We start from the raw sequence: 25,956 nt of genomic DNA, 5'->3' as shown, positions 1-25,956 counted from the left end.
TTTTTATTACTCTTGCGATAACGAAATATGAAATATTTTTTCAGATAGAGTTTTTTGATATATCATTTAGAGCGAACAAGGCTTTTCCGATTTTTGCACAGATGCGGTAATCATAAGTAATTAACGGGATTTAATCTCACGGTAATTTTTTGATAAATAAAAAAGTGGCATTCATTTGTAAAGACTGAATGCCACTTTGTATTTCTCATAATTCTTGATGACGGAGATATTTTACCCAGGTAGAGTTATCCCAGTCACAGCGATCGCACCTGCGATCGCACTGGCACAAAGAGAAGTAATTGCTGTCCCAAATATCCACCATGCAGCATTTGCAACGGTTTTCTTAGTTTCTTCGGCTTGCTTTTTAGCTTGCTCTTGAATCGCTTTCAGGCGTTTTTGAGTTTCTTTCTGAATGCGTTCGGCTCGATGCAATACGCTATCTCGCGCCGCTTCTATTTGGTTAATAATGCGGTTAGCATCCGCCTCGGAAATATCTTCACGAGAACTCAATACAGCAACTAAGGTATCACGATCGAATTCACTGAGGCGATCGCGCAATGCTTCAAATCCGGCTTGGGGATCGTCGAAGACTTTCGCAAAGTCTTGCTTAATGCCTTCATAGTTGAGTTCAGAACGATTCAGGGAGTTGAGATAGTTGCGAACTTTGGCAAAAACTCCATCTAGCACTGATTGCACTTTCTGCTGTATCTGCTGGAATTGTTCGACAATCGAACTGCGAACAGAATCAATTTGATCGACAATTCGGTTAGCTTCTTCTTCTGAGATATCCTCACGTTGGGATAATAGCGCCACAATTGTCGAACGGTCAAATTTTGCGGCGCGATCGCTTAAACTCTCAATTCCAGCGCGGGGAGAAGACAATAGCAATTGTAAATCGCGTTTGATTCCTTCGGGATTGAGTTCTTCTTTGTTGGTATTACGCAGATATTCTTCGAGATTGGCTTCAAAATCTAAAGCTTGTTGAGTGGTGCGCTTGGCTAAACGTCGTGGCGCTCTCAGGATATTACCAATGGCATCTTGAGCGCGATCGATGATCTGATTAACCTGCTCTTGGCTCAAGTCGCCGCGTTGACTCACGAGTTTTACTAAGGTTTCTCGATCGACATGAGACAAGCGATCGCGCAGTGCTAAGGCTCCAGCTTGAGGATCGTCGAGTAATTTTTCCAAATCGGCTCTGATACCTTCTGGATTAAGTTCTTCCAAGTTGGTATTGCGGAGATATTCAGCGATCGCTTTTGTAGTTTTTTCGTACTGTTCTTTCGCTTGTTGCGGTACTTGCAAAATACTATCTCGGACTGCTTCAAGCTGATCGAGAGTTTCGTTTATCTGTTCTTCGCTCAAATCTTGACGCTGACTGAGCAATTGTACCAAGGTATCGCGGTCAAATTGGGATAGGCGCGATCGTAAAAGGCTAATTCCGGCTTGGGGATCGTCTAGCAAAATTCTAAACTCGCGTTTGATCGCTTCGGGATTGAGTTCGTCTTTGTTAGTATTTCGCAGATATTCTTCAACTCTTTGGCGCAGTTCATCGGCTTTCGCTTTTGCTTGCTCTTGCAATTCCCTAGCACGATTCAAAAGATTATCGCGGTTGCGTTCGAGTTGACTAACAATATTATTAGCTTCCTCTTCGCTGATATCTTGACGCTGACTGAGTAATTGTACAAAAGTATCGCGGTCAAATTGCCCGAAGCGGCTACTTAAATCTTCAAAGCCAGCTTGGGGATCGTCCAGCAACTTGCCAAAGTCCCGTTCAATACCTTCGGGATTAAGTTCGTCTTTACCCGTCGAACGCAGATAATCTTCGATGCGGCTGCGGAAATCTTGCCCTTTTTCTCTTGCTTGAGCCTGTTTGACAGTTTCTAAAACTTCCAGGCGATCGCTTTCCATTTGCTCAGAAATTTCTTTCACCCTAGCTTCGCTAAGATCGCCACGTTGCTTTAGTAAGTTGGTGAAATATTCTTGATTGATTTCTTCCAACTCCCGTCTCACAGTTGTTGGATCTGCATTTACGTCATAGATGACTTCTTTAAATTCATCTATTAGAGTAATTCGGTTAAAGTGCCAAGGGAACGAATGCAATATGTAGTCTTCTACATCTGCCTTAATCGCGTTTTCTAATGATATGGGTAATTTTGTAGATACTTGCTCAGTTGCTTCCTCTCTAAACTTTTGAAATTGTTCTGTGACTTGCTCGACATCGACATCTTGAACTTTTTCTTTCAGTTTTTGCAACTGAGTTGTAATTTTGTTCACATCAATATTAGAAAGGTTTACCCGTTCCAGAACTGCTGGCGCAGCTGCACTTAAACCATACGTAATAGCTTGCTTGATTATACCATTGCCATTACCGCCTCCGATTGTAACCAATTCTTGCAGCCGTTCACCTAATTGCTCAGAATTAAGTTCTTCTGGTGTAGCGGACTTGAGTAAATTAATTACTTGTTCGGTGGGATTTTTGCGATTTAAAGCTTGTTGCCATGCACCTTCAAATTGGTCGGCAATGTTATTGATATCTTCTTGAGATAAATCGCTACGGCTACTGATTAAATCAACGACTTGTTGGCGATCGATATTTTGTAAAAGTTCGCTGTTTTCAACAGATTGCAAATCTGTATCTTTAAGAAGTTGGTCAAATTGACTGCGAATTTGTTTGATATCCAGCTTTGGCAATTGCAGAGAACCTAAAGTACTTTGGAGAGTATTTTTAATACTTTCAGAATCAAAACCTGAAGTTAATTCCCGCCGGACTGCGGCTGTAATATCTTCAGCAGTAGAAACTAACTGTTTTTTTGCAGTATTAGCACTGATGCCAGCAGTTGCCGTACCCATCAGAGTTTGAAAACCAGAAGTAACAGTATTCGATATAGAACCAATTAAAGAACCTACTGCTGATGAACCCAACCAAATCACTAGTGAAAAATAGGTAGACCAAATAACTACCCCAATAATTGCTCCTAAAAATGCACTTTCGATTAGGCTAAGTTTTACTGCTAAAAAACAAGCAATAAATAATGCGATGCTAACGGTTATTAACGCCCAAGCACCAATTTTAGCTTGACCTTTACGAATTGTCTTACCCAAACTTTCAGACTGATCGTCAGAATCTGAGCCAATTTCCCAAGATGAAATTCCGACTGCAACTGAAAAGTTTGTTAATAATAATTGAAAGGCAAATGCCATCAAAACCCCAGCTAGCAGTGCTACCAACAATTTAGGCCCAGAAAAAACAACTGATGTTTCTTCTGGAGTTAGTACTTCCTGAGCTAAAGTTATCGGCGCTAATCCCAAAGGTAGCTGATTCCATTCCAAAATACTTAAAACAGCTTGAAACATAGAAATTTCTCACTTTTACTCAATTAAATACCCATTTATAAAATGGCTTATTTATCAGCTTAATTATCATTTATGTAAACTGACACTTTCTTAAGTAATAAGTTGGTTGTCCAAAAGTCGTATAAAAAAATAAATATTTATTTTGTATAAGTTCACTACAATTTATGATTTAATTAATATTTTCTTGAAAAAAATATTGGGCAAAAATGAATTTTGTAAAACTGTATCTACCGATATAGCAAGTTTGGAGTGGGTGAGTTACACTAGCAAACCCTAGAAAAGAATATTTTGTTATCAATTGTATTAAAGAGATTGAAAACAGAGAATAATTGTTATAAAAACTTTAGAAAATAAAACATATTTTCTGATAGAGATTTAATTACTAACTTTAGATAAAACTACCTATATCTAATGATAGAGAGAAAAGTTCTCCCAAGCGATTGATGAAAACTAAATAGAAACATGTATTAATAAGGGTTACTACGAGCTATGAATTAGTAAATAATTGATTTGTTGCTGAGGAGAAAGAATAATGGTAGTCGGTCTACATAAACGTGCTGTAGGTGTATTTTCTCATCGTCGAGATGTTGAACATGCCCTACATGAATTAAAAAAAGTTGGCTTTGACATGAACAGAGTTTCTGTCATTACTCAAGATGGTGACAGAGACGATATTGCTGGTGCGGATGTGAGCGATCGCGTTGGCGATCAATCTGACGAAGGTGCTAAAGTCGGAGCAGCTACAGGCGGTGCTTTGGGCGGATTGACTGGCTTATTAGTTGGTCTTGGCACTTTAGCAATTCCTGGAATCGGGCCAATCATGTTGGCTGGAGCCGCAGCAACTACCCTAGCTACAACTCTCGCTGGCGCTGGTATTGGTGCAGTAGCTGGTAGTTTACTTGGTGCATTAATTGGTTTAGGAATTCCTGAAGAACGAGCTAAAGTTTACGACGAACGTGTTAGACGAGGACACTATTTAGTCATTATTGATGGTACAGATTCAGAAATACTTAGAGCAGAATCAATTTTAAATCATCAGGGTGTAGAAGAGTTTGGCATTTACGACCACCCAGATGCGACAAATCCAGCCACTGGTTATGTGACTCCAGCTGCAACTGCGGGTTATAGTGGTGTTTCCAAACGTGCGATCGGGGTATTTTCTCATCGTCGAGATGCAGAAGCAGCAATTACAGAATTACGAGATGCAGGTTTTTCCTTGAATCAAGTCTCCATCATTGCCAAAGATACAAACGGTCATGGGATCGGTGGTGTAGATGTAGATAGAAACGTTGATACAGGTAATAAAGCAGACGATGGTGCAAAAGCTGGAGCTGCTACAGGCGGTGTTCTAGGCGGCTTGACCGGTTTATTAGTTGGACTTGGAACTCTAGCAATTCCTGGAATCGGGCCTGTAATTGCTGGTGGCGCAGTTGCAACAGCTTTAGCGACAACATTAGCTGGTGGCGCGATCGGTGCAGCAGCCGGTAGTATTGTCGGCGCACTTGTTGGCTTGGGAATTCCTGAAGACAGAGCGCGAGTCTATAGCGATCGCTTTCAAAGAGGCGACTATTTAGTAATTCTCGATGGTACAGAAGCTGAAATTCACCAAGCTGAAGCAATTCTTAAGCGTCGAGGTATTGAAGAATTTGCAATCTATGATGCCACTGAGATTAGTGACTATCGCCCAGGTTCCGACCGAGTAACGCATAGTGACGCCGCAGTAGTCGATCCGATTCGCCCCAATTACTCAACAGAATCTCATAGAAACGATCCTGCTGTAGTTATTGTCGATCGTCGTGATGAAGTACTTTAACCTAAAGTAGTTTTCACTCACACTAATTAGACAAAATTGCAGGAGCAATAATTTGAAAACTTTGCTCCTGACTACCAAAACTTGCTCCTCACTTTTGCCGTAAATATCAATAGATTTCACTTTCTGATTCAGAATTAAACCAATGAAAAAGCTAACCCCCTTCGTAATTAGTTGCCTTTTAGTTTTTGGCGTTGCTGCTTGTGATAACGCTTCTAAAACAAGTGAATCTGCACCCAACAATCCTAATGAGGCTCCCCAAACACCAACTGCAAAAACAACAGAAGCTTCTCAAAAAGATGCACAAAGTGAAGTTCGCAGAAGACAACTCAATGAAGATATTCGTGCCCGCGAACAGCGCAACAATACCACTGGTGGCGATACAAAAAGAGCTAAAGCTGACTTAGAAAGTGAAGTTCGCTCCAAATTAGAGGCTAATATCCCCAAGAGTCAACTAACAGTTAATGCCGCAGATGGTGGTGTTGTGACTGTGGCTGGAACTGTCACCAATCAGCAGGAATTGGCTAAAATTGAAAAATTAGCTAAGGAAATTAAAGGTGTTAATAGTGTAGTTGTGAAAGCAACTGTTGCCAAAGTAACTAACTAAGGCAACTAACAAATCCAAAGGAGCAGTTAGCCGTAAACAGATTTAACTGCTCCTGCTACTGAGTGGTCAGTAATAAGTTTAACTGACCACTAATAATCGATCGCTGACAACCTTAATAACTATATTTCATTGATGCTCACAGTTATATAAAGTCTTGTAGTTACCAAACAATAAAAACTATGGAAACCGAACAACAGCAACGTGAATCGATCGATACTTCCTTATCACAAGGTGCGCTAGCACTTGAAGGTACTGATACTGCAAACTTGCCAAAGTTACCCCCAGCATCCGAACCTGAATCTCAATTGCAGCAAATTAGCAGACAAGTTTCTCAATTTTTAGAGCAACTACCCCAATATTTAAGTGACTTTTTTCGGGACTACAAGCAGCCTCTAATAAGCGTTGCTTTAATTTTGGCAGCGATTATTACAGCTAGAGTAGTACTGACAGTGCTAGCAGCAATCAATGATATTCCCCTACTATCACCACTTTTTGAGTTAGTTGGAATTAGTTACACCAGTTGGTTTGTTTTCCGTTATCTACTGAAGGCTTCAACTCGCCAAGAATTAGCCGATGAAATTCAATCACTGAAAAACCAATTCCTGGGCGAGTAAATTTTTTGTCCATTAAACAAGAGTTTACACGGGCAAATAGAATTTGCAGCTAGACAAACTCTCGTCCGCCTTTGCAGAATTGGGTAGGGTCTCTTATAGTTGCAGTTTCTAATTGCCCTTTTAATGTTAAGTTGACTTCAACTAAAACCTTGTTATACCAGTAAATGTAAATTCACAGTATTTAACCGGACTCAATCTTAGTCTTTTAGATACATCAAAAGATAGAGAATATAAGATTATTTTTAAATTTAAGTCACTTCTCAAGATAGTAGCTTGGAGATGAGAAACAGCCTAATCTAGTTTTTGATGTTATTTAATAGATTCTTTAACGAGGACATAAATTATGGCTAATGAAGCAGTTAAGAGAGATACAGATTCATCCGATAGAGCGGAAGTCAATAATTACGATCGCGGCATTATCCCTGCTGAAACCGCCGCTAGAATGGAAAGAGAAGGAGATAAGTTCAAAACACGTCCCACGGAAGAACGGGAAGCAGATGCACCTACTGACGATCAAACCGATTCAGAAAGTATACGTACCACTGACGGCTATACCGTAGATAATGAAGGTTTGTCTAATAACTACGCAATTGAACCGGAAATGTATTACGAAGAACCGGGTGATGCACGCCAGCAAGCCGCAGAAGAGAAGGCACAACGTATTGAAGAACTTGGAGAAGTTAATCAGGATGAGGAAGGCAAGTTGACAGATAAGGGTGACAGCCGCGGTAGAGGCCCAGGAATAATTTAATTAACAACTCTTTTGCTGGGTGCAATTACACGTAAGAAGGCAAGTAATAAGGCAAAATAGGTAGTTTGTAGAGACGCAATGATTGCGTCTCTATTTATATGGGTGGCATTTCCCAAGGGGAATAAGTTACAATTTCGCCGTCCGCCATAATAGTATCTTCCAAGACAGCATCCTTAATAGAATCATCCACAATAGCTCCCCTGAGATTAGCAGCTTGGAAGTTAGTATTTTCCAGGATAGTATCTCTAAGATCGGCTTCAGTAAGGTCGGCATCAAGCAAACCAGATTGATACAAATTAACCCCTCGCAAATTTGCTCTTCGGAGCTTGATCCCGACCAAATTCGATTGGCTCAAATCGGCATTAGTAAAGTTAATCTCACTTAGGTCGAGACCACTCAAGTTAACCCCAATCAAACTAACACCACTAAAATCCCGCTCACCAGCAGCATAGCGCTGAAGCAATTCTTTAACATCCATAACTCAAGTACTACATACAATTTATTTTGGGAAGTATTGGTGTGACGATGGGGTAGGTGAATCGTTAAATGATCAACGGCTCAAGTTCACTATTATGCCATTGCCGCTGATACCATTCGGCAACCAAAGGACGAACAATAAACTTAGGCTGTTTATCGCCTTTAACGTCAATACGTAAACCTGAATAAGGTCGTCGCTTCTGAGAACCTTGACCGTTGCGACCGATGAAGAGATGCGATCGCGCCACTAACCTATTCTCTTCCATCAAATCTGCTCCCTCAATTCGCTGGCGTCGCAAACTAAACCCACTACCGCCACAAACAATCCAGTGGATATGAGAATCAGCGTGTCCCGTATCCATTGTTTCTAGGTGTTCCAAGCAGTGCGCGTGACCGTTTAATACCAAATCGACCAAAGGACGACCCTGATTTAAGGAACCGATTTCTTTAGCTACCGCATCCAACACACCACGCAGGCGATCGCGAACAATTAGAGTTTGTGCTTGTTGCCACTTCGTCGCCTCAGTTACATACGGAGGATGATGGAAATAAATTATCCTTCCCCGAACTTCAGAATTATTCCAAGATTCAATTAATCTTTGCTTGAGCCAATCCAGTTGTTCAGTGTCGGTCAGTGTTGTTTTATTAGTGGCTAGTTGCTTATCGATATCAACAATAATTTCTTCAATTTGTGACATCTTGGCATGGAAGTCATCTAATTGATCCGCTTCACTGGGGTTTTCCGGTCGAAGTTTGGCTGAAGTTTCAATAATTTGCAGTTTTTCTTGCTCTAAATCTTCACGACGTTTTTCTAAGAGTTTGCGATCGGCGTTACCTTTTTTTGTTTTCGGTAGCGGTGGTGGATCGTTAAAGGTATTAGAATCCAAAGCAAAGAAATCAATACCGCCATAACGAAACGTGTAATAGCGATTGGGAAGGCGGGTAAATTGCCCCGGTTGATAGGAAAGACAACGACCTGTGTCTGTCTTGGCTGTGTAATACCGATCTAAGTGACTGGCTAACTCTCCTGGAAGCTGAAACGCTTGAAGATAGTCGAGAAATGCCTTTGCGTAAGCGTCACCGCATCCTGAGCCATGTAAGCCCACATCTAGGTCTAACCGCGATCGCAACAGGTGACGAATGGGTAATGTTGTTAGAGATGCCAAGCTCAATAAAATTGGCAAATTATAGTAATCGTGATTTCCCGGCACTGGTAAAATGGGCAGCTTAAAAACCATCTGGTCATAAGCAATCCGTTTGCGATGCTCTATACCGGAGATAAACTCTCGGTAAGGCTGGATGAAATTTTGCTGGTAATATTCACTCGATCCCACTAAATAGATCACATCCCCCGTATGCAGCATAAAACGGGATTCGTTGTGATGGGGCAGCATAAGTTCAGCCACCTGTCGCTGGGGATTGTGTCCTCTGTGCCTGCCGGAACCACTATCACCGACAACTAAAAATGAGAACTCAGAGTTGTCTGTTTGACCATCTTCCAACACCAGCCGAGTTTGGTCGATATCCCGTTCCACAATTAACGGATCTTGCCACCGCACCCGCTGATTCATTTTCCGAATTTTCTTAGCGATCGTTGGATCGGATACAAGTTTCAATGCAACCTACTCCTGAGTTTTCAATTGAAGGTGAGCAGGGAGAGCAGAGGGGCAGGGGAGCAGAGGGGCAAGAGGGGCAGGGGAGACAAGGGAGACAAGGAAGACAAGGGGGAATTATTGAACAAGCCTGTCCCTCGTCTTCCCCCTCTTCCTTGTCTCTTGTCCATTCCCAATGCCCAATGCCCCATGCCCCATGCCCTCATTCTTCTGCTGTATCTTTCATCTCAATAACTAGATTAGGGAGTCCCTCTAGTTTTTCGGTCGGCTCAACTTCTTCTACTAATGGTACGAAAATTCTTAAGCCTGCTGGTACACACTTAATTTCTACAGGTGTTGTGCCTACTATTTCACCATCTAAAACAACTTTTTGTGGTGGCTCAGTGGTAATTTTAAATTGTTTGGCTCGCAGGAAACCAATATCATCTCGTTCAACGGCGTTACCTGTGGAAGCCGTTTGAAATAGATGAAATGTGGCAGCGATCGCTCCTGCTTTGTTAGTTGGAGCTACAATCGTTAAATCTAGTAACCCATCATCATAAACCAGACCTGCTGGACCTTGAGCCAAAACTGAAGTGGGAGGCGCGGCGTTCGCTACTGTTACTGCACAGGCACTAGTTTTAATTATCCTATCTTCAGTTTCAATCTCAACATCAAAGTTTTTTAAATTTCTTAATTGCTGGATTCCTGCCAAAACGTAGGCCATCATCCCAAAGCGATTCTTGGCGTCTCGATCTGCTAATTCTACAGTTTCAGCTTCAAAGCCAATACCTGCCAAAAGTACCATTGGGCGATCGTTGCAATAGGCTACGTCTACATGAGTGGTTGCTCCCTGCAAAATTGTCTGACACGCACCTGCGATCGTGTCAGGAATTCCTAAAGCTGTGGCAAAAGCGTTCGCTGTTCCTCTGGAAATGATCCCAAATGGGATATCAGTTCCCACTACCGCCGCCGCCGCTATTGAGAGAGTACCATCTCCCCCAGAAGCAATGATTGCATCTACCCCTCGCTCTACAGCTTGATATGCCAGTTGGTCAGCATCGATTTCTTCAGTTGTAAAATAAATATCTAGATCGATCTCTGGCTCTAATATTGCCCGAATTTCTGCTAGCTCTGTATCTGGGTCGCCCTGACCCGCAACAGGATTGAAGATCAGACAGGCGGAACGATTCATAAGGTATAATAACTAAACTTGGATAACTAATGAAGATAACAAATTATTCTTAGCATTCGTGTAAATTTTCAACTTCCCTTTTGGGGCTGAGTTTTTTAAACGATCGCATCATACCACCAAGAAAAGGCAAGAACCTTTAATCGTTCTTAAAACCTTCCCAAAGAACTCTATTTTTAGCTGCCTGTTTCAACATCACTCAACTGAAAAGGTGTTTGTTAGTCGGTAGAAAAATTTAAAGCCATCATCAGAATTGTATATAGACAGGTTTTAGGAAATTCCTATATTATGGGAAGTGAGCAAATTACTATTCTTGAGTCGTAGTTTCAGCAAAGTGAAATCAGCGATCGCAAGTTTGTATGTTTAGTAGCGAAGGCAATTTAATTAAACTTTAGGCATCTATTCAGTTGCGCTCCCATCAATGCGTAAATCTAGCTACTATCTCAATTAATCAGACAAGTTGCTTGAGCAACTTATTCAAGGTAGATAAAGTTCCACTACAGCCTATTAGTACAATGTCTAACTTAATCTTGAAGGTTTGTAGTAAGCACTTTAGTGCTTAGAAAATAAGGACTGAAGTCCTTACTACGAAATTCAATTTGGCATACTACTAATCAATTTGGCGGTAATTACAATTCAAAGGGCTAATAACTGGGGATAAGGGAGACAAGAGCAAAATTAAATGCCCTTCAGGAATGCTGAGTTGGGAATCTTCAGAAATCCAAACTGACTCAACGCCTAGCTAACGGAACTGTTTTGGCTCATACATAATTCCCAATCCCTACAAATTTATAGCTCTAATATGCCTATTCCTTTGTTAAGCTATTCCCCCTCATCTCGAAATCATCGTGTATCTGGATATGAGATTCTTGGCGACGAGCAACCTAGAATTTATACAGCCGAATATCTGCAATCATCACTAGAAATGGATGCCTTGATTAAGGCAGCCTATCGCCAGATTTTCCACGAACAACAAATGCTAGATAGCAATCGCCAAATCTGTCTAGAATCCCAACTAAGAACTGGTCAAATTACAGTCAGGGATTTCGTTCGAGGATTAGCAATATCTGATGCATTTCGACGACTCAATTACGAAAGCAACAACAATTACCGCTTTGTGCAGATATGCGTACAGCGCTTATTGGGTCGTGAGGTTTACAATGAACGCGAAAAACTAGCCTGGTCAATTGTGCTAGCTAGTAAAGGACTGCACAGGTTTATCGACGATTTGGTGGATAGTGAGGAGTATATGAGTAACTTTGGTTACAATACAGTCCCCTATCAACGGCGACGGATTTTACAAGGACGCTCTCTAGGGGAATTACCTTTTGCCAGAATGGCTCGTTATGGCGAAGATTATCGCGATAAATTGCCGCTTCCCTTGACGAGAAAGCAGGTTGAGCCTTTTAATTTACAAACCTTCTTACGCAGTTCTGACAGAGATGTGGTGTTATTGCTATTAGCTTCGACACTGGCACTGATTACCTTGTTTAGTTTGCTGACTATATTTGGTTATTTGCCAAAATTTGGTGGGTACTAGCTGAAACTTGAGATGTAGCGATCGCTCACAATGGCGATCGCTACACCCAACAGTCTCCACCCCACAAGAGTTAATTAGATATTTTTTTATTTGGAAATCCCTTAGCTAAAGTCCGCTCACAAGGAGCAATGAAAATTCCTTTTCCCCATTCCCGATTCCCCATTCCCCATCCCCTTCTACATATTTGAGATTTCACAAACAAGCTTTTGGTAAAGAATTGTAATCCAAAATCCCAAATCCAAAACCCAAAATTCGCATGAGTCCCTGACTACGGTAGTCTAGATGAAAGTGAATTTATCGCGTGCGATATTATATTGTTTTATGACTTCAGTTGTTTCTAGTCCCCCACGCACTATTCGGATTGGTTCGCGCAAAAGCCAACTTGCTCTGGTTCAGACCTACTGGGTACAAGAGCAACTCCAGAAAGCCTTTCCCGATCTCACTTTTGAAGTCCACACCATGTCTACCCAAGGCGATAAAATCTTGGATGTAGCATTAGCTAAGATTGGCGATAAAGGACTTTTTACTAAAGAACTTGAACTCGGAATGATCGATCAAGAGATTGACTTTGCGGTTCATTCTCTCAAGGATCTGCCAACTCACTTACCAGAAGGGTTAACGTTAGCAGCAATCACTGAACGAGAAAACCCAGCCGATGCATTAGTGGTGCATGAAAAGCACAAAGATAAACAAATCGATACATTACCAGAAGGTGCGGTAATTGGTACATCTTCGCTGCGGCGTTTAGCACAGTTACGCCATCATTTTCCTCACTTTACCTTTAAGGATGTGCGGGGAAACTTGATTACACGGTTGGCAAAACTGGATGCAGGCGAATATGATGCTTTGATTTTGGCAGCAGCAGGATTAGAGAGATTGGGAATGGGCGATCGCGTTCATCAAATCTTACCCAAAGAAATCTCCCTCCACGCGGTTGGACAAGGAGCTTTGGGAATAGAATGCCGTGCTGATGATAGTGAAGTGCTATCTTTACTCAAAGCAATTGAACATACCGAAACACGCGATCGCTGTCTCGCTGAACGATCTTTTCTCCGTTCTCTAGAGGGCGGATGTCAAGTACCTATCGGTGTAAATACAGAAATATCTGGTGATAATTTAACTTTAACTGGGATAGTCGCCAGTGTAGATGGTCAAAAGTTCGTTAAAGATACCGTCACCGGACTTGCCAATAACGCCGAAGCACTAGGCACAGAACTAGCAGAACTGTTGCGACAACAGGGAGCGCAAGAAATTTTATCAGAAATTTTTGCGGTGATTCAGCGCGGTTCCTAAGCAATTGGGCAAGCCAATGTGATTAGATAAGAATTGATCGCCGTTGCACTAAAGATGTGCCAGACGCGACAATTCGCGTTGAGCGGGATTTCAGAAAGTTAATTTGACAATATCGACTCAGGGAAGCAAAAATTACCATGCGGATTCTATTTGTTGCAGCAGAGGCAGCACCAGTTGCGAAAGTAGGAGGAATGGGTGATGTTGTCGGGGCATTACCCAAAGTCCTGAGAGAAATGGGGCATGATGTGCGGATATTCTTGCCTTACTACGGCTTCCTGCCAGACAAAATGGAAATTCCCTATGAACCCATCTGGTGGGGAGATGCGATGTTCCAGCATTTTGCAGTGTATGAAAGTATTCTGCCTGGTACTGATGTTCCCTTGTACTTATTTGGACATCCGGCCTTCATGCCGCGCCGCATCTATTCTGGAGATGATGAAGATTGGCGGTTTACATTGTTTGCTAATGGTGCAGCCGAGTTCGCCTGGAATTACTGGAAGCCAGATATTATCCATTGTCACGATTGGCATACAGGAATGATTCCCGTATGGATGCACCAAGATCCTGATATCACCACAGTGTTTACCATCCATAACCTGGCTTATCAAGGGCCGTGGCGTTGGTATTTAGAAAAAATTACTTGGTGTCCCTGGTATATGCAAGGACACAACACAATGGCGGCGGCGGTACAATTTGCCAACAAGGTAAATACAGTTTCGCCTACATACGCCGAGCAAATCAAGACACCTACTTACGGTGAAACATTAGAAGGTTTGCTGTCCTTTATTAGCGGTAAATTATCTGGAATTATCAACGGTATTGATACCGAAGTTTATAATCCAGAAAATGACAAATACATTGAGCAAACCTTTACTGCTGATACTTTAGAAAAACGCAAAGCCAATAAAATTGCTTTGCAACAAGAAGTAGGATTAGAAGTTAATTCCAAAGCCTTTTTTATTGGGATTGTTACCCGATTAGTAGAACAAAAAGGCATTGATTTAATATTGCAAATCCTCGATCGCTTCCTATCTTATACAGATGCCCAGTTTGTACTGTTAGGAACTGGCGATCGCTACTATGAAACTCAGATGTGGCAATTAGCATCCCGCTTTCCCGGACGCATGGCAACTTACTTACTGTATAACGATGCCTTGTCTCGCCGGATCTACGCTGGTACTGATGCTTTCTTGATGCCTAGCCGTTTTGAACCATGCGGTATTAGTCAAATGATGGCTTTGCGTTACGGTTCTGTACCCATTGTCCGCCGCACAGGTGGATTAGTTGACACCGTAACTCACCACGACCCTGAAAATGCTGCTGGTACTGGTTATTGCTTCGATCGCTATGAACCGTTAGACCTTTTTACCTCTATGATCCGAGCTTGGGAAGGTTTCCGTTTCAAACCGCAATGGCAAGAACTACAAAAACGTGGCATGAGTCAAGATTTTAGCTGGTATCAATCTGCCAAGCAGTACGTGAAGTTGTACAGATCGATTTACGGTTTGCCAGAAGAAGAAGAGACACCAGAACCAAAGTTAGTTTTAAACGAAGCAGTAACCACTAGCAAGTCCTAAACCGCCAGTAGAAGCGTACAAATGTGCGTTAGCTGCCGGCAACACCTGCCGTGTTATCCGGGAACTAACTCCTAACTCTTGTACAGACGCGATTAATCGCGTCTCTACTCCTAACTCTTGTACAGACGCGATTAATCGCGTCTCTACTCCTAACTATTGCTTACTGTCGCTTTCGCCCTAATTAACCAATCACGATCGCCAGTACAAATTTCCCGACCAGACGAATCTCCTAAGCGGTCTAGCGCTAATAAACAAGCGTATTTGAAATCCCAAATCGGTGTATTCAGGCAAATTTTGATTTCAGGAATCGCTCGTGAATCACCCAATTCACCAAGAGCGATATCGCACACGCCGCACGAGATTTCTGAAACTGGGGTTCGCGGTTGTGCAGGTTTTCTATTAATAAATCGTAGGCGGGTGCATATTTTAGCCAACCGAAAAGTTTCATCACATGATAATGAGCGCCATAGTCGTTATATGCTTTGTCGGCATAAGTTACTAAAAGGGCTTGGGGTGCTTCTTCCGGATAGATATCTAGTAAAGTTTTTGTCGCTAAATAGCAACGTCCAAAATCAGTTTCGTAGAGTTCGTTAATCACAAAATCTAGAACAGGGGTAGCATCATATTCATGTACTAGATCGAGATCGTTGGGACGATCGTAGAGTACTTGCTCTAAGTAAGGTTGAATTTCTGTAAAGGTAATTTCACCACTGGGAACGCCTGCATCCAAAAGCATCCGCAATGCTCGTAACCGAAATACCAGAGATACTGGACAACGAGCGATTTCTGGGATGGCTTTATAGTAGCGGGAATCAATCAAATCTTGAATGCAACCGCGTCGTGCATTGACGCTAGAACTTTGCAGTAGCGCCATCACCTCAGTAATTTGGGAGTAGTCACCCGTGAATCGACAAACTGTAGCGATCGCCGCACTACGAGTAGGTTCATCCTCAGATAAAGTAAATTTTCGTACACGTTCAAGGGACGGGTGATAATCAGCGTTAGCTAGAGTGTGGATAATAACTCGATAGATTTGACCTGGTTTATCCAGAAGTTGCGCCACCTCTTCGAGAATTTCTGGATCTTTAGTCCCGATTTCTCCAATCGTCCACACGGTATTTTCAACAGTATAAATATCATCATCTTTAAGACATTGGCGAATTACAGGTAAAGCTGATTCTGCCTGCAATCGCCCCAGACTTTCCACAGCTTTGCGTCGGACAATGCGGTGGTCTAACTCATCAGGGTTACTGTTTTCAATCGCCCGCACTAAAGCCGCGATCGATTGCTCAGTCGGAAAGTTAATCAAATGGGAAACAGCAATATACTTATCAGAAGCGTCTTCGAGTTGTTCTAATGGTGTATCAATAATTGCGATCGCTTCTTCTTCTGTTAGCCCAAACATTTTAAAAAAACGTTTATCCATTGATCTGTAAATTGCTCTTGGATAATTGCTTTGAAGTCACTTTTACTATCGTACTAGGGACTGGGTACTAGTTATTGGGCATTAGAAAATAATGTAGTTGAGTTAGACTTTTGAAGATTTACATCAAAAAGCTTTACCAGTGGTAACGCGATCTGAGAAGATCGAAACATATACATTTGTCAGCTATTAGTTAGTTGTCTCTCTTTAGCGAATAACCAAATACAAACATTTTTGGGAACACCGCTCGCAGATCATTCATATAAACACATATTTAGGAAACAAAACTTATGGATGAAACTTCAGAACTCACAACAACAGATAACGTAACCGCTCAAGATGTAGCAGAAGTGATTGCAGAACTTGAGCAATATCGGGAACGTCTAGTTCAAGAAACTACGGAAACGGCAAAACGGGCTAAGTTGAAGAAAGTAAGCGTTATGGCAAACCTAGAGCCTGAGCTTGCCAAGATTGATTCTGCCCTCCAAGAACTCCGTAATCAGCAGGCTGCCCTGAGTGGCAGCAACTAGTCATTTGTTTTAATAGTTTAGCTAGAGATTATATGCTCAACTCCGAAACTCAATCCGAGGCAGATTCGTTAAATCTGTCCCATGCAGAAACTGACGCTTTATTTAAAGCGGTGAGTGAGCAATTAAGCTTAAACACCTTCAACTCGGATGACCAAGAGCTACTAAAGCGGATGGTTGAGAGTATGGGAGACTCACGAGGCATGGTGAGGTTGAGTTTTGCAGAGGCTTTGGGTAAAATCGGCAAACCAGCGACCCCTTTATTGATGGAAGCTGTGGCAAATCATCCCAACCCAGTTGTGCGGAGAGCCAGTGCTAAAACCTTGACACTGATTGCTGACCCGATCGCAGTTCCGACTTTGGTCAATGCCCTCTTAAATGATGAAGATATGGTGGTCAAAACCTCGTCGGTGGGGGGGCTTGCCAAAATAGGTAAAGCAGCTGTACCAGCATTGCTGAAAATCTTAGCGTCAACTGAGTATCCAGAAAGTGCCAAAGGTCATGCTGTATGGGCGTTAGGATTTATTGGGGCAGAGGCGAAGGAGCATTTATATCGAGAGATTAACTCCGACTCTGCTGAAGTTCGGGCTGCGGTAGTGGGTGCGATCGCTAAAATTGCTCAAGAAGGCACTCAAGAAGGAGCATTTAATATTTTAATTAACGCCCTCAACGACCCATCTGAAATTGTCAGGTGTGAAGCCGCAGCAGCTTTGGGTAGCCTGACTTATCGTTCGGCAATTCCTAGCCTTGTTGAATTACTATATCATCCCGATTGGGAAACCCGAAAAGCAGCGGCTCTGGCATTGATGAAAATTGGCGATGGTGCTGCTTTAGAACCCCTGCAAGCCGCATTAACTAAGGAAGAAGAAGCGGGGGTTCAGGCGGTGATGAAGTTGGCGATTTCTCAAATTGAGAAGCAGTTAGAGGAAGAAGCTTGGGAATAAGGCGATGGACATTTACACTCCCAAGGTGATTGAGACGAAAGAAGAGTAAGATCGCGCCCTAACCATAGCAGAACGCCTAACATTTTCCAAAAACCGGACTCCAGAAGAGCAAGCTCTGCATAAGCTGATAGTAATGCTGATTGAAGCGTATGAGGCGCAGAACTATCCAATGGATGAATCTACACCGCATGAAATTCTCCAACCCATTATGGAAGTCAGTAACACCCGTCAGGCTGACTTGGTGGGCATTATCGGGTCGCGTGGCGTGGTGTCTGAGGTTGTGAACGGTAAGCGGTCGATTAGTAAGGCACAAGCTAAGGCACTCGGAGATTACTTCAAGGTGATACCCAGTCTGTTTATCTAAATGTATCGGCTCTATTATGACTGATAAAAGTAGTTGTATTTAAGAGCGATCGCTACTCTCTCTTCTCGAAAATTTGGGTCTAAAATCTCTCCCTTCTAGGCTACAAATATCAGAGATGAAGGTTTACGACTTTTGGCGGGAGGGCATCTCGCTTCTGCTTCTGGACAACATGTAAGACCGTTTAAAGGCACTGCTTTTAGAGGCAATGTTGGTTGAAAGAAGAATCCTCGCCGTTAAGAAGGCGAATTGCCAAATTTAATCACTTGATCTAATCGGGGTAAAGCGCTAACTGCTGACTCTCGAACATACGGATCGACAGATTCATCATTTGTCAATGCCGTCAGCACTTCCACCCCACGGATATCACCCATCGAACCGAGTGCATTGACGATCGCCACAGCCACCGCAACATTATCTATTGTTTTCAAAGCTTCAGTCAAAATCTCAAAGGCGGGAGATCCAATTTCACCCAGTGCCATTACGGATGCAATATAAACAACTGGATTTGGGTCATTGAGCGCTGTTTGCAATCCCTGTAAGCCCTCATTCGGGAAGGGAACATCGGGATGATTAGCAGCAACCTGTGCTAAAGCTTTAGCACAACTACCTCGAATGGTTGCATTATCACTATTTACTAATGACTCTACCAGTAGCGGTACAGCATCTGTACCAATAGCACCCAGTGCTTTTACCGCAGCTCGACGATAAGTGACATCTTCTTCATCTAAAATACCCATTAGCCGAGGAATGGTATTTTCATCACGGACATCAGCCAGTTCCCACATAGCTCGTTCCCGCAAATTGGGGTTGGGGTGTTTTAACTGTGCAAATAAAGAATCTATTGTCATAAAAGAAAATTTCCCTGTTTAAATCCCCCAAGTTAAATCATTAATTACGAATTACCAACTTGTACTGAGCTGGTCCTGAGCGTAGTCGTTCGCGTAGCGTCTCCGACAGGAGAAGGGCGTAGCCGAAGTATTACGAATTACGAATTATTAACAACAGAGGGACTCTTGGTCAATCACCCAACCTGATACAGGCAAAGCAACAGACTGAGAGTCCCTAAGTTTTAGAGGATGACGATCGCTCGTCTACGTCTAGTCAATCCTTATGACTATGAAAGAGAGTTGATTACGTAGTCGAGGAGATTGCGGAACTCAACCAACGCTTGAGGAGACAAGTCGCGAGGAGAGCAAGCGCGATCGCGAGTATAAGTCAATGCGGTAACGTAGGGAGCGGTGGGCAGATTCAAAGAGCGATAAACTTCGCGAGCACCTGCAATACCCCACTCATCCAGAGGGCCAGTACCGCCCACAACTAAGCTGTAGTTGATCAAGCGTAGGTAGTGCTTGATGTCGCGCAGGCACTTGTCTTTCTTAACTTGAGTGTCGCCAGCTTCACCTTCTTGGCTCAGGAAAGGATATTTCTTGAACGCAGCATCATAACCTTCTTTAGCTACGGCATCGATCCCAGAAGCTAGCTTTTCAGCAGCTTCTAGACGAGCATTAGCACGCTGAATACTACCTTGAACGGATTCTAGATCGGAGGTGGTTGGAAAACGACCTGCTGCATCAGCAGATCCAATAACTGTAGTGATAACTGATTTCATTGCTTTTTATACTCCAGATTAGATTTGATCGAGTTTTAATTTCAGTTTGCTTGGCTAATAGCCTTTAGCCATGAGCAATTAGCTCAAAGCAGAAATAACGCGATCGAAGTAGCTAGCAGCTTCAGCAGCTAGAGCAGAGCAGTCGCCTTGAACAACTTCTTGTTTGCGGAATTTTTTACCAGCGTTAGCTTCAGTATTGGTGTTGGTGATGTGAGCGACACTGATAGCCTTCAGGATTTGGAAAGCCCGTACAGAAGAGCCAGTGGGTACGCCCAAAGCTGTGTAGGTTTCTTTCAAACCGTTCAAAGCGCGATCGTCTAATACGGAAGAATCACCGGCCAACAGCGCATAAGTTACATAACGCAGAACGATTTCAGCATCACGCAAGCAAGCAGCCATCCGACGAGTGGGGTACAAGTTACCACCAGATTGAATCAAGCCTGTGTTTTCACAAGCAATTCCAGCAATGGCATCAGAAACCGCACAGCTAGCGTTGCTGGCGATCGCATTCACTGCATCAAGGCGCTTGTTGCCTTCAGCGATGAAAGACTTCAGGGCTGCCAAGTCAGCACCACCGATAGGAGCGGTTTTGGCATCAGCCGCAATTACAGCTCTGGAAAAAGCATCAAGAACCATGAGTTCTCCTTAATATTCACAAATGGCGGATATTATTTTTGGCGTGTTCTCGATCAGGTTAACTGCGAGTAGCCAAACAAAAACATAGGGGATCGATAGTGCCCTAGTCTTTACTATGAGAGACAAAGTAACAATCTGTAATATTTCTCTTGAGTATGGGGAATTGGGCATTGGTGAAGAAGCTTTGTAGGCGGGGTGCTCTTAGCAAAGAGTAAAACTCTTCTCCCTTGCGCTTTGCTTCCTGCTAATTCTCTAGACCCAATGCCCAAAAAATTAAGACTTACGCATTTTGATGGAACTCTCCCATTGCGTAAGTCTTAAGGAAAAAATTTTGTTTTTTAGTCGATCAAGCTTGTTTTAGGAGATGTTTGACCAAATTATCTTTCACCATCATCTGCCGTAAAACTTCTAGTAAAAATTCTTGAGCTTCTTGTTGACTCAGATTTTTTACCTGATCTTTCAAATTTTGTAAGCGAAACTGTTGTTCTAAAGTTAATTCAACTGGAAAGTCCATCATTCACTCCTGTGATTGACTGCATCGAAGGGTATTTGTTGTTAGTAGAAGACGATCGCTTTCTATTAGTCTAGCATGTGGATATTAAAGTGTCTACATTGTCAAGCTATAAGAAATCACACTTATAAAAGTTTACAATTGCATAACAACACCTCTACAGATTCCTTTTTAGGGTGTTTATTGAAGCTGGCCGCTAATCGCTGTAATGATTAGAATGTTTATATACCAACTACTCTAAAAAGAAACAACTCGCAAAACATCATCCGCAGGAGCAATAAGTAGGAGTCAGAAGATTGATAGACGCAATGGAATTTTTTCAGCTAAGTGCTGGTAAGTGGCGATCGCAACGTGTAACTCATCATCTAGCGTTCAAGCGCTCAGAGATAGGAGAATCGGATATACAGGTAGAAACTCTCGATGCCAATCATCCCGAAATCATAGAATTGTGCCGCTATCATGAGATTGACCCCAGCCTTTCAGTCGGTGGTTCGCGCGTGCGTTGGCTAGGAACAATGGCTTGGGATCGAGAGGATGAGGAGAATCATCAGGGGAAAACCATATTTGCGATCGTGCCTGATAGCGATAACCCAAGGCAAGGCAAATTACTCCGTGAAAGAGGTTATGCCGAAATAGTGCCTGTAGTTGGTCTTTTTCACATGGATGATGAAGATGGACTAGTGTTGACAACCGAATATGAAACAATGAGTTCCATTGAGCGATTCTGGTTCGCCAGCCCAAATATGCGACTAAGAACCAGTACAGTCAAAAGGTTTGGCGGCTTTAGCACCGCATCGTTTTGTAGCGAAAGCCGCATTGATTCTGTTGAGGCTTCTAGCTTAGAAGAAGTAACACAAAGACAAGAAGCGGATATTTTGGAAAAAACACAGTTTTATTCAGTTTTGGGCTGGTGAATGATTCTCAAGCAGAGCGATGCTTTTACTCGTGGGCAAGATTATCTCCATCGGGTACAGGGACTTGCCCTAGAACCGGGTATGGTGAATGTGTTTGATAACCTGCGCGATCGCATTCCCATTTATACTTGGATCGGTGAAAATATTAACGCTGTGAACGCTCAGATCAACACCTATCTAGAAGTTTGTCATCAGTGTTTTCATCCCCAAGAGCGTCGCCACATCCAAATTTTTGCAGTCCCCATAGCTCAATCTTTTGGCATAGATGGGCTATGCAACATTCTCACAAACCCAATCACTATTTTGATAGATGTTGGTCGAGTTGCACCTAAAGACTGGTTTGGTGTAGTCGTCCATGAATACGCCCATGCCCATCTAGGAGAGTTTGGTCACAATGAGCAATTTGCTGCTATCCTATCTCATCTATGCTTAGGGCTGGGATTGGAACCACCCTACTGGGAGGCAGGAATGGAAGCAACTTTGCGTAGCTGGCCTTACTGTAAATCAACCATAGATCCCCTGGAATTTTGGATAGGTCGCTGAGTCGCCGAGGGGAGCAGGGGGAGCAGCACTTCGACTACGCTCAGTGATCGAGGAGCAGGGAGTGAGGGAGTGAGGGAGTTAGGGGACAAGGAGATAAACAAAACTCTTAACTCAGCACTCAGCACTCAGCACTCAGCACTCAGCACTCAGCACTCAGCACTCCTAACGCCCAATGCCCCATATTTTATTAATTTCTTTTGCTAAATGTTAAAAATTATTGCTTCAGTTCAAAAAGGTGAAACTGAATCTCATAATCTAAAATATGTGAATAAGATTTTTTAGTCATTTACGTAGTCATTAAGCTGGAAGTCTGATTACCTATTTATTGATTAGCTATGGGTTGAATCCAGCAGACTAATCATTTATCCTACGAATACTTAAATTTCCCTTAGTTAAGTTTCGTGAAATTTAATCAGAATCTGAAGTTTTGATACAACTACTCCCTTAATATGTGATTAAAAGTTGTTAACTTTAATTAAGAACATGGAGGCTTTAGAGTGCCACTTCCTCTGTTAGAGTATGAACCTTCAAGTCAAAATCAGCGTGTAGCTGGATACGAAGTGCCGGGTGATGAACAACCCAGGATTTTCACTACCGACAATATACTTTCTCCGTCAGATTTAGGCGATCTGATCGAAGCAGCATATCGTCAAATTTTCTTTTATGCCTTTGCTGCCGATCGCGAAACATATTTAGAGTCTCAACTCCGTAATGGACAAATTACAGTACGGGACTTTATTCGTGGGTTGGTGCTTTCCAATACCTTTAAGAAAAGCTTCTACGACCTCAACAATAATTATCGCTTTGTTGAGCAAGTAATTCAGCGAGTTCTAGGACGCGATCCATACAACGAGCGGGAAAAAATCGCCTGGTCAATTGTAGTCGCTACCAAGGGTATTGTAGGCTTTATTGATGAAGTACTCAACACTGAAGAGTACCTAAGCAATTTTGGATACTCCACAGTGCCTTATCAGCGCCGTCGGATACTCCCATCTCAATCTCAGGGTGAGTTGCCATTCAACATCAAATCTCCGCGATACGAAGATTATCACCGTGCCAAACTGGGTTTCCCCCAAATCATTTGGCAGGTCGAAGTACGCAGATTCCTCCCACAAGAGCAAAAGCCGAAAGCTGGCGATCCAGCTTTATTCTTGGGTTTGGCACAAAGTATCAATGCAACTGGCAATCCTCCACAACGGGTTTCGCCATACAACATCGATATCGAAAAGTCTGTACCTTATCGGCAACTCTCAGGAATTAAATAACAACGATTTTTGGTCGGTGGCTGGCTAGTACATCCATTCGATCGCTTTATAGCGTGCATAAGTCTTGGGTTATGTAGGAGTTTTATTTAGATATAACTAAGTGAAACAGACTCTATCCCATGTCTAATGCACGCTAGTTGTTAATGGGTATGGGGCATTGGGCATTGGGCATTGGGCATTGGGCATTGGGCATGGTTTTTTTCTGAATGCTTAATGTTTGTGAAATGATTCTACTTTGTTCGTCTTTTTAGCATCTCTAAAAGTTTTGTGAAGTGGGCGGGAGGAGTCGCTGTCACCTCAATCAACTCCTCAGATAGGGGATGCTGCAATTTGAGTCGCCAAGCGTGTAGTGCTTGACCAGGTAAATTTACACCCACTGAATGGCCAGAACTATAAACCGGATCGCCGACAATGGGATGACCGATTTTGCTGCTGTGGACGCGAATTTGATGGGTGCGTCCAGTTTCTAATTGAAAGTGAATTAAGGTGAAGTTACCAAGGCGTTCTAATATTTTCCAGTGAGTGACGGCGACTCGTCCGCCTTGTTCGACAGGCATAACAGCCATTTTTTTGCGATCTTGGGGATGACGACCAATGGGCAAGTCGATAGTGCCACTTTCAGTTTTTGGCACACCGTAAACTATGCCCAAGTATTCTCGTCGTGCAGTTTTTGCTTTCAGTTGTGCTTGTAAATGATGATGGGCAATATCTGTTTTAGCGATCGCGATCGCACCCGTAGTATCCTTATCCAATCGATGGACAATTCCCGGACGTTGGACTCCGCCAATTCCTGGTAAATTAGGACAGTGAGCCAATAGGGCATTTACTAAAGTACCATCTGGATGACCGGGCGCAGGATGGACAACCAAGCCTGCGGGTTTATTGAGAATAAGTAACTGGTCGTCTTCGTAAAGGATATCTAAGGGGATATCTTCGGCTTGCAGTTCTAAAGATTGAACTTCTGGTATTTCGAGAGTGATGCGATCGCCTAGTTTGACATTGATCTTCTTGGATGTGCAAACTCGATCGTTAAGTTGGACATTACCCTGTTCGATTAACTGTTGGATGCGCGAACGGGATAAATCTGGTAATTCTTGGGAAAGGTAACGGTCAAGGCGATCGCCTTTGGTGTTGGTGCAGTGTATCGTACTCTTTAGGGAAAGCAAGCTAGGTGTAGCATCCTCAAGTGGAGTTGAGAAGCGATCGCCCTTGGCGTTGGCAAAGCGATCGCTATTTTCTTGGATTTGTAAATTAAATTCGGTCACAATTGCTCTAGATTAATTCCCGTTCTTTAAGTAAAGCGCGGAATGCTTTAAATGGCTATTTTAAATCTATAACTTCTTGCGGCAACTTAAATAAACCATCTTCCCCAGCTTCAAAATCAATTACCTGATATATAGCATCAATATTTAACTCCCCATAAATGTGAGGAAATAACTCCCCTATTTCAGCAGGTTCATAGCGAATTTCGGGTTGGACTTTTTCAGAATCAATAAAAAGTAGTACCAATTCTTTTTGATTATCAAAAAATCTTTTTGCAACTTTGAGTATTTGCGTTGACTTAGAACAGTGGATAAAACCTTCACTGTCTAAAGAATCAGCGCGATAGCTGCCCAAATTCTTTGCTTCTTCCCATTGTTGGCGTTTAGTAATGTGGAGAATAGTGTTCATAGAAAATCTAGGAATTACTGCATATTGTAATATTTTCAAGAAATCTTCTAAATTTGTAAAGTCTTTAATTACTTTGGTAGCACCTACATTTTTTAATTTAGTATCACCTATTCCAATAAAAGCAACATTTAACTGATAGCCTGCTTTTACATCCCAAACACCATCACCGACAAAAACAACTTTCTGAAACTTTCCAATTTGATAAACATTCTTCGCTTTGATAATAGCTGTTTTAATAATATCTTCTCGTGAAAGTGCATCATTAGCTGAAGCCAATGGAATGCCTTCTATTTGTAAATTAGCGTTTTGAAGTTTTAATTCAGCAGATTCACGCCAACCACCAGTTGCGATCGCAATACACCAATCAGGGTCTAGCTGTAATTTAACTAATACATTTGCAGCACCAGGAATTTCGCTGAATAAATCTTGTTTATTAATAAATCCTTCCTGGAGTAGGCTAACAAAACGTGTTTTCAGTCTAACTATTTCTTCATTTGAAGGAAGACGTTCTAATTTTTCTTTGAAAATTTGTTGGGTAATTCCAGAATCTGTAGTGTATGCGTATTCAGACCAATTTGTATTTATACCAAAAATGCCAAATTCCAATGCAAAGGCTTGTACAAAACAATTTTCATCAATTTTGTTGGTATTTGTTAGTGTACCATCAATATCAAAAACGACTAATTGCATACGAGCGATCGCTAAAAATTATTCTTTAAAATTTCATATCCAGATGACGAAA

Annotated in this window: 25 protein-coding genes and 1 pseudogene; 13 read left to right on the top strand and 13 right to left on the bottom strand. The window is 42.4% G+C overall.

Annotated elements, in window-relative coordinates:
- Positions 1 to 231: 231 nt before the first annotated feature.
- Positions 232 to 3,354, bottom strand: a complete 3,123-nt coding sequence (locus tag ACR5KR_RS16615) for an MFS transporter (RefSeq protein WP_448267233.1) — start codon at positions 3,352 to 3,354, stop codon at positions 232 to 234.
- Between the two features lie 532 nt (positions 3,355 to 3,886).
- On the opposite strand from ACR5KR_RS16615, the gene ACR5KR_RS16610 reads away from it, so the two are divergent.
- From ACR5KR_RS16610 to ACR5KR_RS16595, 4 genes are all read left to right on the top strand, one after another.
- A complete protein-coding gene (locus tag ACR5KR_RS16610) occupies positions 3,887 to 5,167 on the top strand; it encodes a general stress protein (protein ID WP_448267232.1) in 1,281 nt (426 codons plus the stop codon).
- Between the two features lie 142 nt (positions 5,168 to 5,309).
- Complete coding sequence (locus tag ACR5KR_RS16605) at positions 5,310 to 5,771, top strand: BON domain-containing protein (protein WP_292741746.1); 462 nt, start codon at positions 5,310 to 5,312, stop codon at positions 5,769 to 5,771.
- A gap of 179 nt (positions 5,772 to 5,950) precedes the next feature.
- The gene (locus ACR5KR_RS16600; RefSeq protein ID WP_448267231.1) at positions 5,951 to 6,385 is read left to right on the top strand and encodes a CAAD domain-containing protein; all 435 of its coding nucleotides are present in this window, start codon (positions 5,951 to 5,953) and stop codon (positions 6,383 to 6,385) included.
- 343 nt (positions 6,386 to 6,728) lie between these two features.
- Positions 6,729 to 7,136, top strand: coding sequence for a hypothetical protein (locus tag ACR5KR_RS16595; RefSeq protein WP_448267230.1), 408 nt, complete (start codon positions 6,729 to 6,731; stop codon positions 7,134 to 7,136).
- 94 nt (positions 7,137 to 7,230) lie between these two features.
- Here the strand turns inward: ACR5KR_RS16595 and ACR5KR_RS16590 are convergent, their stop codons facing one another.
- The 3 genes from ACR5KR_RS16590 to ACR5KR_RS16580 all read right to left on the bottom strand — a co-directional run bounded on the left by ACR5KR_RS16590 (position 7,231) and on the right by ACR5KR_RS16580 (position 10,400).
- Entirely contained in the window at positions 7,231 to 7,614 is a 384-nt protein-coding gene (locus ACR5KR_RS16590) for a pentapeptide repeat-containing protein (RefSeq protein WP_448267229.1), read from the bottom strand.
- 64 nt (positions 7,615 to 7,678) lie between these two features.
- Positions 7,679 to 9,229 (bottom strand): metallophosphoesterase family protein, encoded by a 1,551-nt coding sequence (locus ACR5KR_RS16585; protein ID WP_448267228.1) that lies wholly within the window; start codon positions 9,227 to 9,229, stop codon positions 7,679 to 7,681.
- Between the two features lie 199 nt (positions 9,230 to 9,428).
- On the bottom strand, positions 9,429 to 10,400 hold the full coding sequence (locus ACR5KR_RS16580) for a YegS/Rv2252/BmrU family lipid kinase (RefSeq protein ID WP_445631418.1): 972 nt from the start codon (positions 10,398 to 10,400) through the stop codon (positions 9,429 to 9,431).
- A gap of 799 nt (positions 10,401 to 11,199) precedes the next feature.
- On the opposite strand from ACR5KR_RS16580, the gene ACR5KR_RS16575 reads away from it, so the two are divergent.
- The 3 genes from ACR5KR_RS16575 (at position 11,200) to glgA (ending at position 14,807) form a co-directional block, all read left to right on the top strand.
- The gene (locus tag ACR5KR_RS16575; RefSeq protein WP_448267227.1) at positions 11,200 to 11,937 is read left to right on the top strand and encodes a phycobilisome rod-core linker polypeptide; all 738 of its coding nucleotides are present in this window, start codon (positions 11,200 to 11,202) and stop codon (positions 11,935 to 11,937) included.
- Positions 11,938 to 12,258: 321 nt separating this feature from the next.
- Positions 12,259 to 13,230 carry a hydroxymethylbilane synthase gene (gene hemC, locus ACR5KR_RS16570; RefSeq protein WP_445631420.1) on the top strand — a complete coding sequence of 324 codons (972 nt, stop codon included), beginning with the start codon at positions 12,259 to 12,261 and terminating at the stop codon, positions 13,228 to 13,230.
- A 137-nt stretch (positions 13,231 to 13,367) separates the two neighbouring features.
- Positions 13,368 to 14,807, top strand: coding sequence for a glycogen synthase GlgA (gene glgA, locus ACR5KR_RS16565; RefSeq protein WP_448267226.1), 1,440 nt, complete (start codon positions 13,368 to 13,370; stop codon positions 14,805 to 14,807).
- 149 nt (positions 14,808 to 14,956) lie between these two features.
- On the opposite strand, the gene ACR5KR_RS16560 is transcribed toward glgA, so the two are convergent.
- Together ACR5KR_RS16560 and ACR5KR_RS16555 are read right to left on the bottom strand one after the other, a co-directional pair.
- Positions 14,957 to 15,157 (bottom strand): HEAT repeat domain-containing protein, encoded by a 201-nt coding sequence (locus ACR5KR_RS16560; RefSeq protein ID WP_448267225.1) that lies wholly within the window; start codon positions 15,155 to 15,157, stop codon positions 14,957 to 14,959.
- Positions 15,091 to 16,233, bottom strand: coding sequence for a HEAT repeat domain-containing protein (locus ACR5KR_RS16555; RefSeq protein WP_448267224.1), 1,143 nt, complete (start codon positions 16,231 to 16,233; stop codon positions 15,091 to 15,093). Before ACR5KR_RS16555 ends, ACR5KR_RS16560 begins: the two co-directional genes overlap by 67 nt.
- 287 nt (positions 16,234 to 16,520) lie before the next feature.
- Between ACR5KR_RS16555 and ACR5KR_RS16550 the strand changes: the two genes are divergently transcribed.
- The 3 genes from ACR5KR_RS16550 (at position 16,521) to ACR5KR_RS16540 (ending at position 18,065) form a co-directional block, all read left to right on the top strand.
- On the top strand, positions 16,521 to 16,760 hold the full coding sequence (locus tag ACR5KR_RS16550; protein ID WP_322704097.1) for a hypothetical protein: 240 nt from the start codon (positions 16,521 to 16,523) through the stop codon (positions 16,758 to 16,760).
- A 32-nt stretch (positions 16,761 to 16,792) separates the two neighbouring features.
- Positions 16,793 to 17,701, top strand: a complete 909-nt coding sequence (locus tag ACR5KR_RS16545) for a HEAT repeat domain-containing protein (protein ID WP_448267223.1) — start codon at positions 16,793 to 16,795, stop codon at positions 17,699 to 17,701.
- A gap of 64 nt (positions 17,702 to 17,765) precedes the next feature.
- Positions 17,766 to 18,065, top strand: coding sequence for a helix-turn-helix domain-containing protein (locus ACR5KR_RS16540; protein ID WP_448270225.1), 300 nt, complete (start codon positions 17,766 to 17,768; stop codon positions 18,063 to 18,065).
- 233 nt (positions 18,066 to 18,298) lie between these two features.
- On the opposite strand, the gene ACR5KR_RS16535 is transcribed toward ACR5KR_RS16540, so the two are convergent.
- The 4 genes from ACR5KR_RS16535 to ACR5KR_RS16520 all read right to left on the bottom strand — a co-directional run bounded on the left by ACR5KR_RS16535 (position 18,299) and on the right by ACR5KR_RS16520 (position 20,824).
- Entirely contained in the window at positions 18,299 to 18,913 is a 615-nt protein-coding gene (locus ACR5KR_RS16535) for a HEAT repeat domain-containing protein (RefSeq protein ID WP_445631424.1), read from the bottom strand.
- A 266-nt stretch (positions 18,914 to 19,179) separates the two neighbouring features.
- The gene (locus ACR5KR_RS16530; RefSeq protein ID WP_445631425.1) at positions 19,180 to 19,674 is read right to left on the bottom strand and encodes a bleomycin hydrolase; all 495 of its coding nucleotides are present in this window, start codon (positions 19,672 to 19,674) and stop codon (positions 19,180 to 19,182) included.
- Positions 19,675 to 19,752: 78 nt separating this feature from the next.
- Positions 19,753 to 20,310, bottom strand: coding sequence for a bleomycin hydrolase (locus tag ACR5KR_RS16525; protein ID WP_322667613.1), 558 nt, complete (start codon positions 20,308 to 20,310; stop codon positions 19,753 to 19,755).
- Positions 20,311 to 20,656: 346 nt separating this feature from the next.
- Entirely contained in the window at positions 20,657 to 20,824 is a 168-nt protein-coding gene (locus ACR5KR_RS16520; RefSeq protein ID WP_114081198.1) for an NblA/ycf18 family protein, read from the bottom strand.
- A gap of 305 nt (positions 20,825 to 21,129) precedes the next feature.
- Here ACR5KR_RS16520 and ACR5KR_RS16515 point away from each other — a divergent pair, with 305 nt between their 5' ends.
- From ACR5KR_RS16515 to ACR5KR_RS16505, 3 genes are all read left to right on the top strand, one after another.
- Positions 21,130 to 21,735, top strand: coding sequence for a phycobiliprotein lyase (locus ACR5KR_RS16515; RefSeq protein WP_448267221.1), 606 nt, complete (start codon positions 21,130 to 21,132; stop codon positions 21,733 to 21,735).
- The gene (locus ACR5KR_RS16510; protein WP_448267219.1) at positions 21,736 to 22,278 is read left to right on the top strand and encodes a hypothetical protein; all 543 of its coding nucleotides are present in this window, start codon (positions 21,736 to 21,738) and stop codon (positions 22,276 to 22,278) included.
- A 497-nt stretch (positions 22,279 to 22,775) separates the two neighbouring features.
- Positions 22,776 to 23,543 (top strand): phycobilisome rod-core linker polypeptide, encoded by a 768-nt coding sequence (locus tag ACR5KR_RS16505; RefSeq protein WP_448267218.1) that lies wholly within the window; start codon positions 22,776 to 22,778, stop codon positions 23,541 to 23,543.
- A gap of 230 nt (positions 23,544 to 23,773) precedes the next feature.
- Here ACR5KR_RS16505 and ACR5KR_RS16500 read toward each other — a convergent pair whose 3' ends face one another.
- The 3 genes and pseudogenes from ACR5KR_RS16500 to ACR5KR_RS16490 form a co-directional block, all read right to left on the bottom strand.
- Positions 23,774 to 24,688, bottom strand: coding sequence for an RluA family pseudouridine synthase (locus ACR5KR_RS16500; protein WP_445632094.1), 915 nt, complete (start codon positions 24,686 to 24,688; stop codon positions 23,774 to 23,776).
- Between the two features lie 175 nt (positions 24,689 to 24,863).
- Complete coding sequence (locus ACR5KR_RS16495) at positions 24,864 to 25,214, bottom strand: DUF952 domain-containing protein (protein ID WP_448270223.1); 351 nt, start codon at positions 25,212 to 25,214, stop codon at positions 24,864 to 24,866.
- A 120-nt stretch (positions 25,215 to 25,334) separates the two neighbouring features.
- Positions 25,335 to 25,904 (bottom strand): annotated as a pseudogene (locus ACR5KR_RS16490) (HAD family hydrolase); the annotation flags it as partial.
- Positions 25,905 to 25,956 lie beyond the last annotated feature (52 nt).

This window comes from Nostoc sp. DSM 114159 (genome assembly GCF_053470285.1).
The sequence above is the reverse complement of the archived record's forward strand: the minus strand, read 5'-3'. Positions and strand labels throughout refer to the sequence as shown.

Excerpts from the sequence above, each read along its gene's own strand:
- ACR5KR_RS16615 (WP_448267233.1), bottom strand. The coding sequence starts at position 3,354 with ATGTTTCAAGCTGTTTTAAGTATTTTGGAATGGAATCAGCTACCTTTG.
- ACR5KR_RS16610 (WP_448267232.1), top strand. The coding sequence starts at position 3,887 with ATGGTAGTCGGTCTACATAAACGTGCTGTAGGTGTATTTTCTCATCGT.
- ACR5KR_RS16605 (WP_292741746.1), top strand. The coding sequence starts at position 5,310 with ATGAAAAAGCTAACCCCCTTCGTAATTAGTTGCCTTTTAGTTTTTGGC.
- ACR5KR_RS16600 (WP_448267231.1), top strand. The coding sequence starts at position 5,951 with ATGGAAACCGAACAACAGCAACGTGAATCGATCGATACTTCCTTATCA.
- ACR5KR_RS16595 (WP_448267230.1), top strand. The coding sequence starts at position 6,729 with ATGGCTAATGAAGCAGTTAAGAGAGATACAGATTCATCCGATAGAGCG.
- ACR5KR_RS16590 (WP_448267229.1), bottom strand. The coding sequence starts at position 7,614 with ATGGATGTTAAAGAATTGCTTCAGCGCTATGCTGCTGGTGAGCGGGAT.
- ACR5KR_RS16580 (WP_445631418.1), bottom strand. The coding sequence starts at position 10,400 with ATGAATCGTTCCGCCTGTCTGATCTTCAATCCTGTTGCGGGTCAGGGC.
- ACR5KR_RS16575 (WP_448267227.1), top strand. The coding sequence starts at position 11,200 with ATGCCTATTCCTTTGTTAAGCTATTCCCCCTCATCTCGAAATCATCGT.
- hemC (WP_445631420.1), top strand. The coding sequence starts at position 12,259 with ATGACTTCAGTTGTTTCTAGTCCCCCACGCACTATTCGGATTGGTTCG.
- glgA (WP_448267226.1), top strand. The coding sequence starts at position 13,368 with ATGCGGATTCTATTTGTTGCAGCAGAGGCAGCACCAGTTGCGAAAGTA.
- ACR5KR_RS16555 (WP_448267224.1), bottom strand. The coding sequence starts at position 16,233 with ATGGATAAACGTTTTTTTAAAATGTTTGGGCTAACAGAAGAAGAAGCG.
- ACR5KR_RS16550 (WP_322704097.1), top strand. The coding sequence starts at position 16,521 with ATGGATGAAACTTCAGAACTCACAACAACAGATAACGTAACCGCTCAA.
- ACR5KR_RS16545 (WP_448267223.1), top strand. The coding sequence starts at position 16,793 with ATGCTCAACTCCGAAACTCAATCCGAGGCAGATTCGTTAAATCTGTCC.
- ACR5KR_RS16535 (WP_445631424.1), bottom strand. The coding sequence starts at position 18,913 with ATGACAATAGATTCTTTATTTGCACAGTTAAAACACCCCAACCCCAAT.
- ACR5KR_RS16530 (WP_445631425.1), bottom strand. The coding sequence starts at position 19,674 with ATGAAATCAGTTATCACTACAGTTATTGGATCTGCTGATGCAGCAGGT.
- ACR5KR_RS16525 (WP_322667613.1), bottom strand. The coding sequence starts at position 20,310 with ATGGTTCTTGATGCTTTTTCCAGAGCTGTAATTGCGGCTGATGCCAAA.
- ACR5KR_RS16520 (WP_114081198.1), bottom strand. The coding sequence starts at position 20,824 with ATGGACTTTCCAGTTGAATTAACTTTAGAACAACAGTTTCGCTTACAA.
- ACR5KR_RS16515 (WP_448267221.1), top strand. The coding sequence starts at position 21,130 with ATGGAATTTTTTCAGCTAAGTGCTGGTAAGTGGCGATCGCAACGTGTA.
- ACR5KR_RS16510 (WP_448267219.1), top strand. The coding sequence starts at position 21,736 with ATGATTCTCAAGCAGAGCGATGCTTTTACTCGTGGGCAAGATTATCTC.
- ACR5KR_RS16495 (WP_448270223.1), bottom strand. The coding sequence starts at position 25,214 with ATGAACACTATTCTCCACATTACTAAACGCCAACAATGGGAAGAAGCA.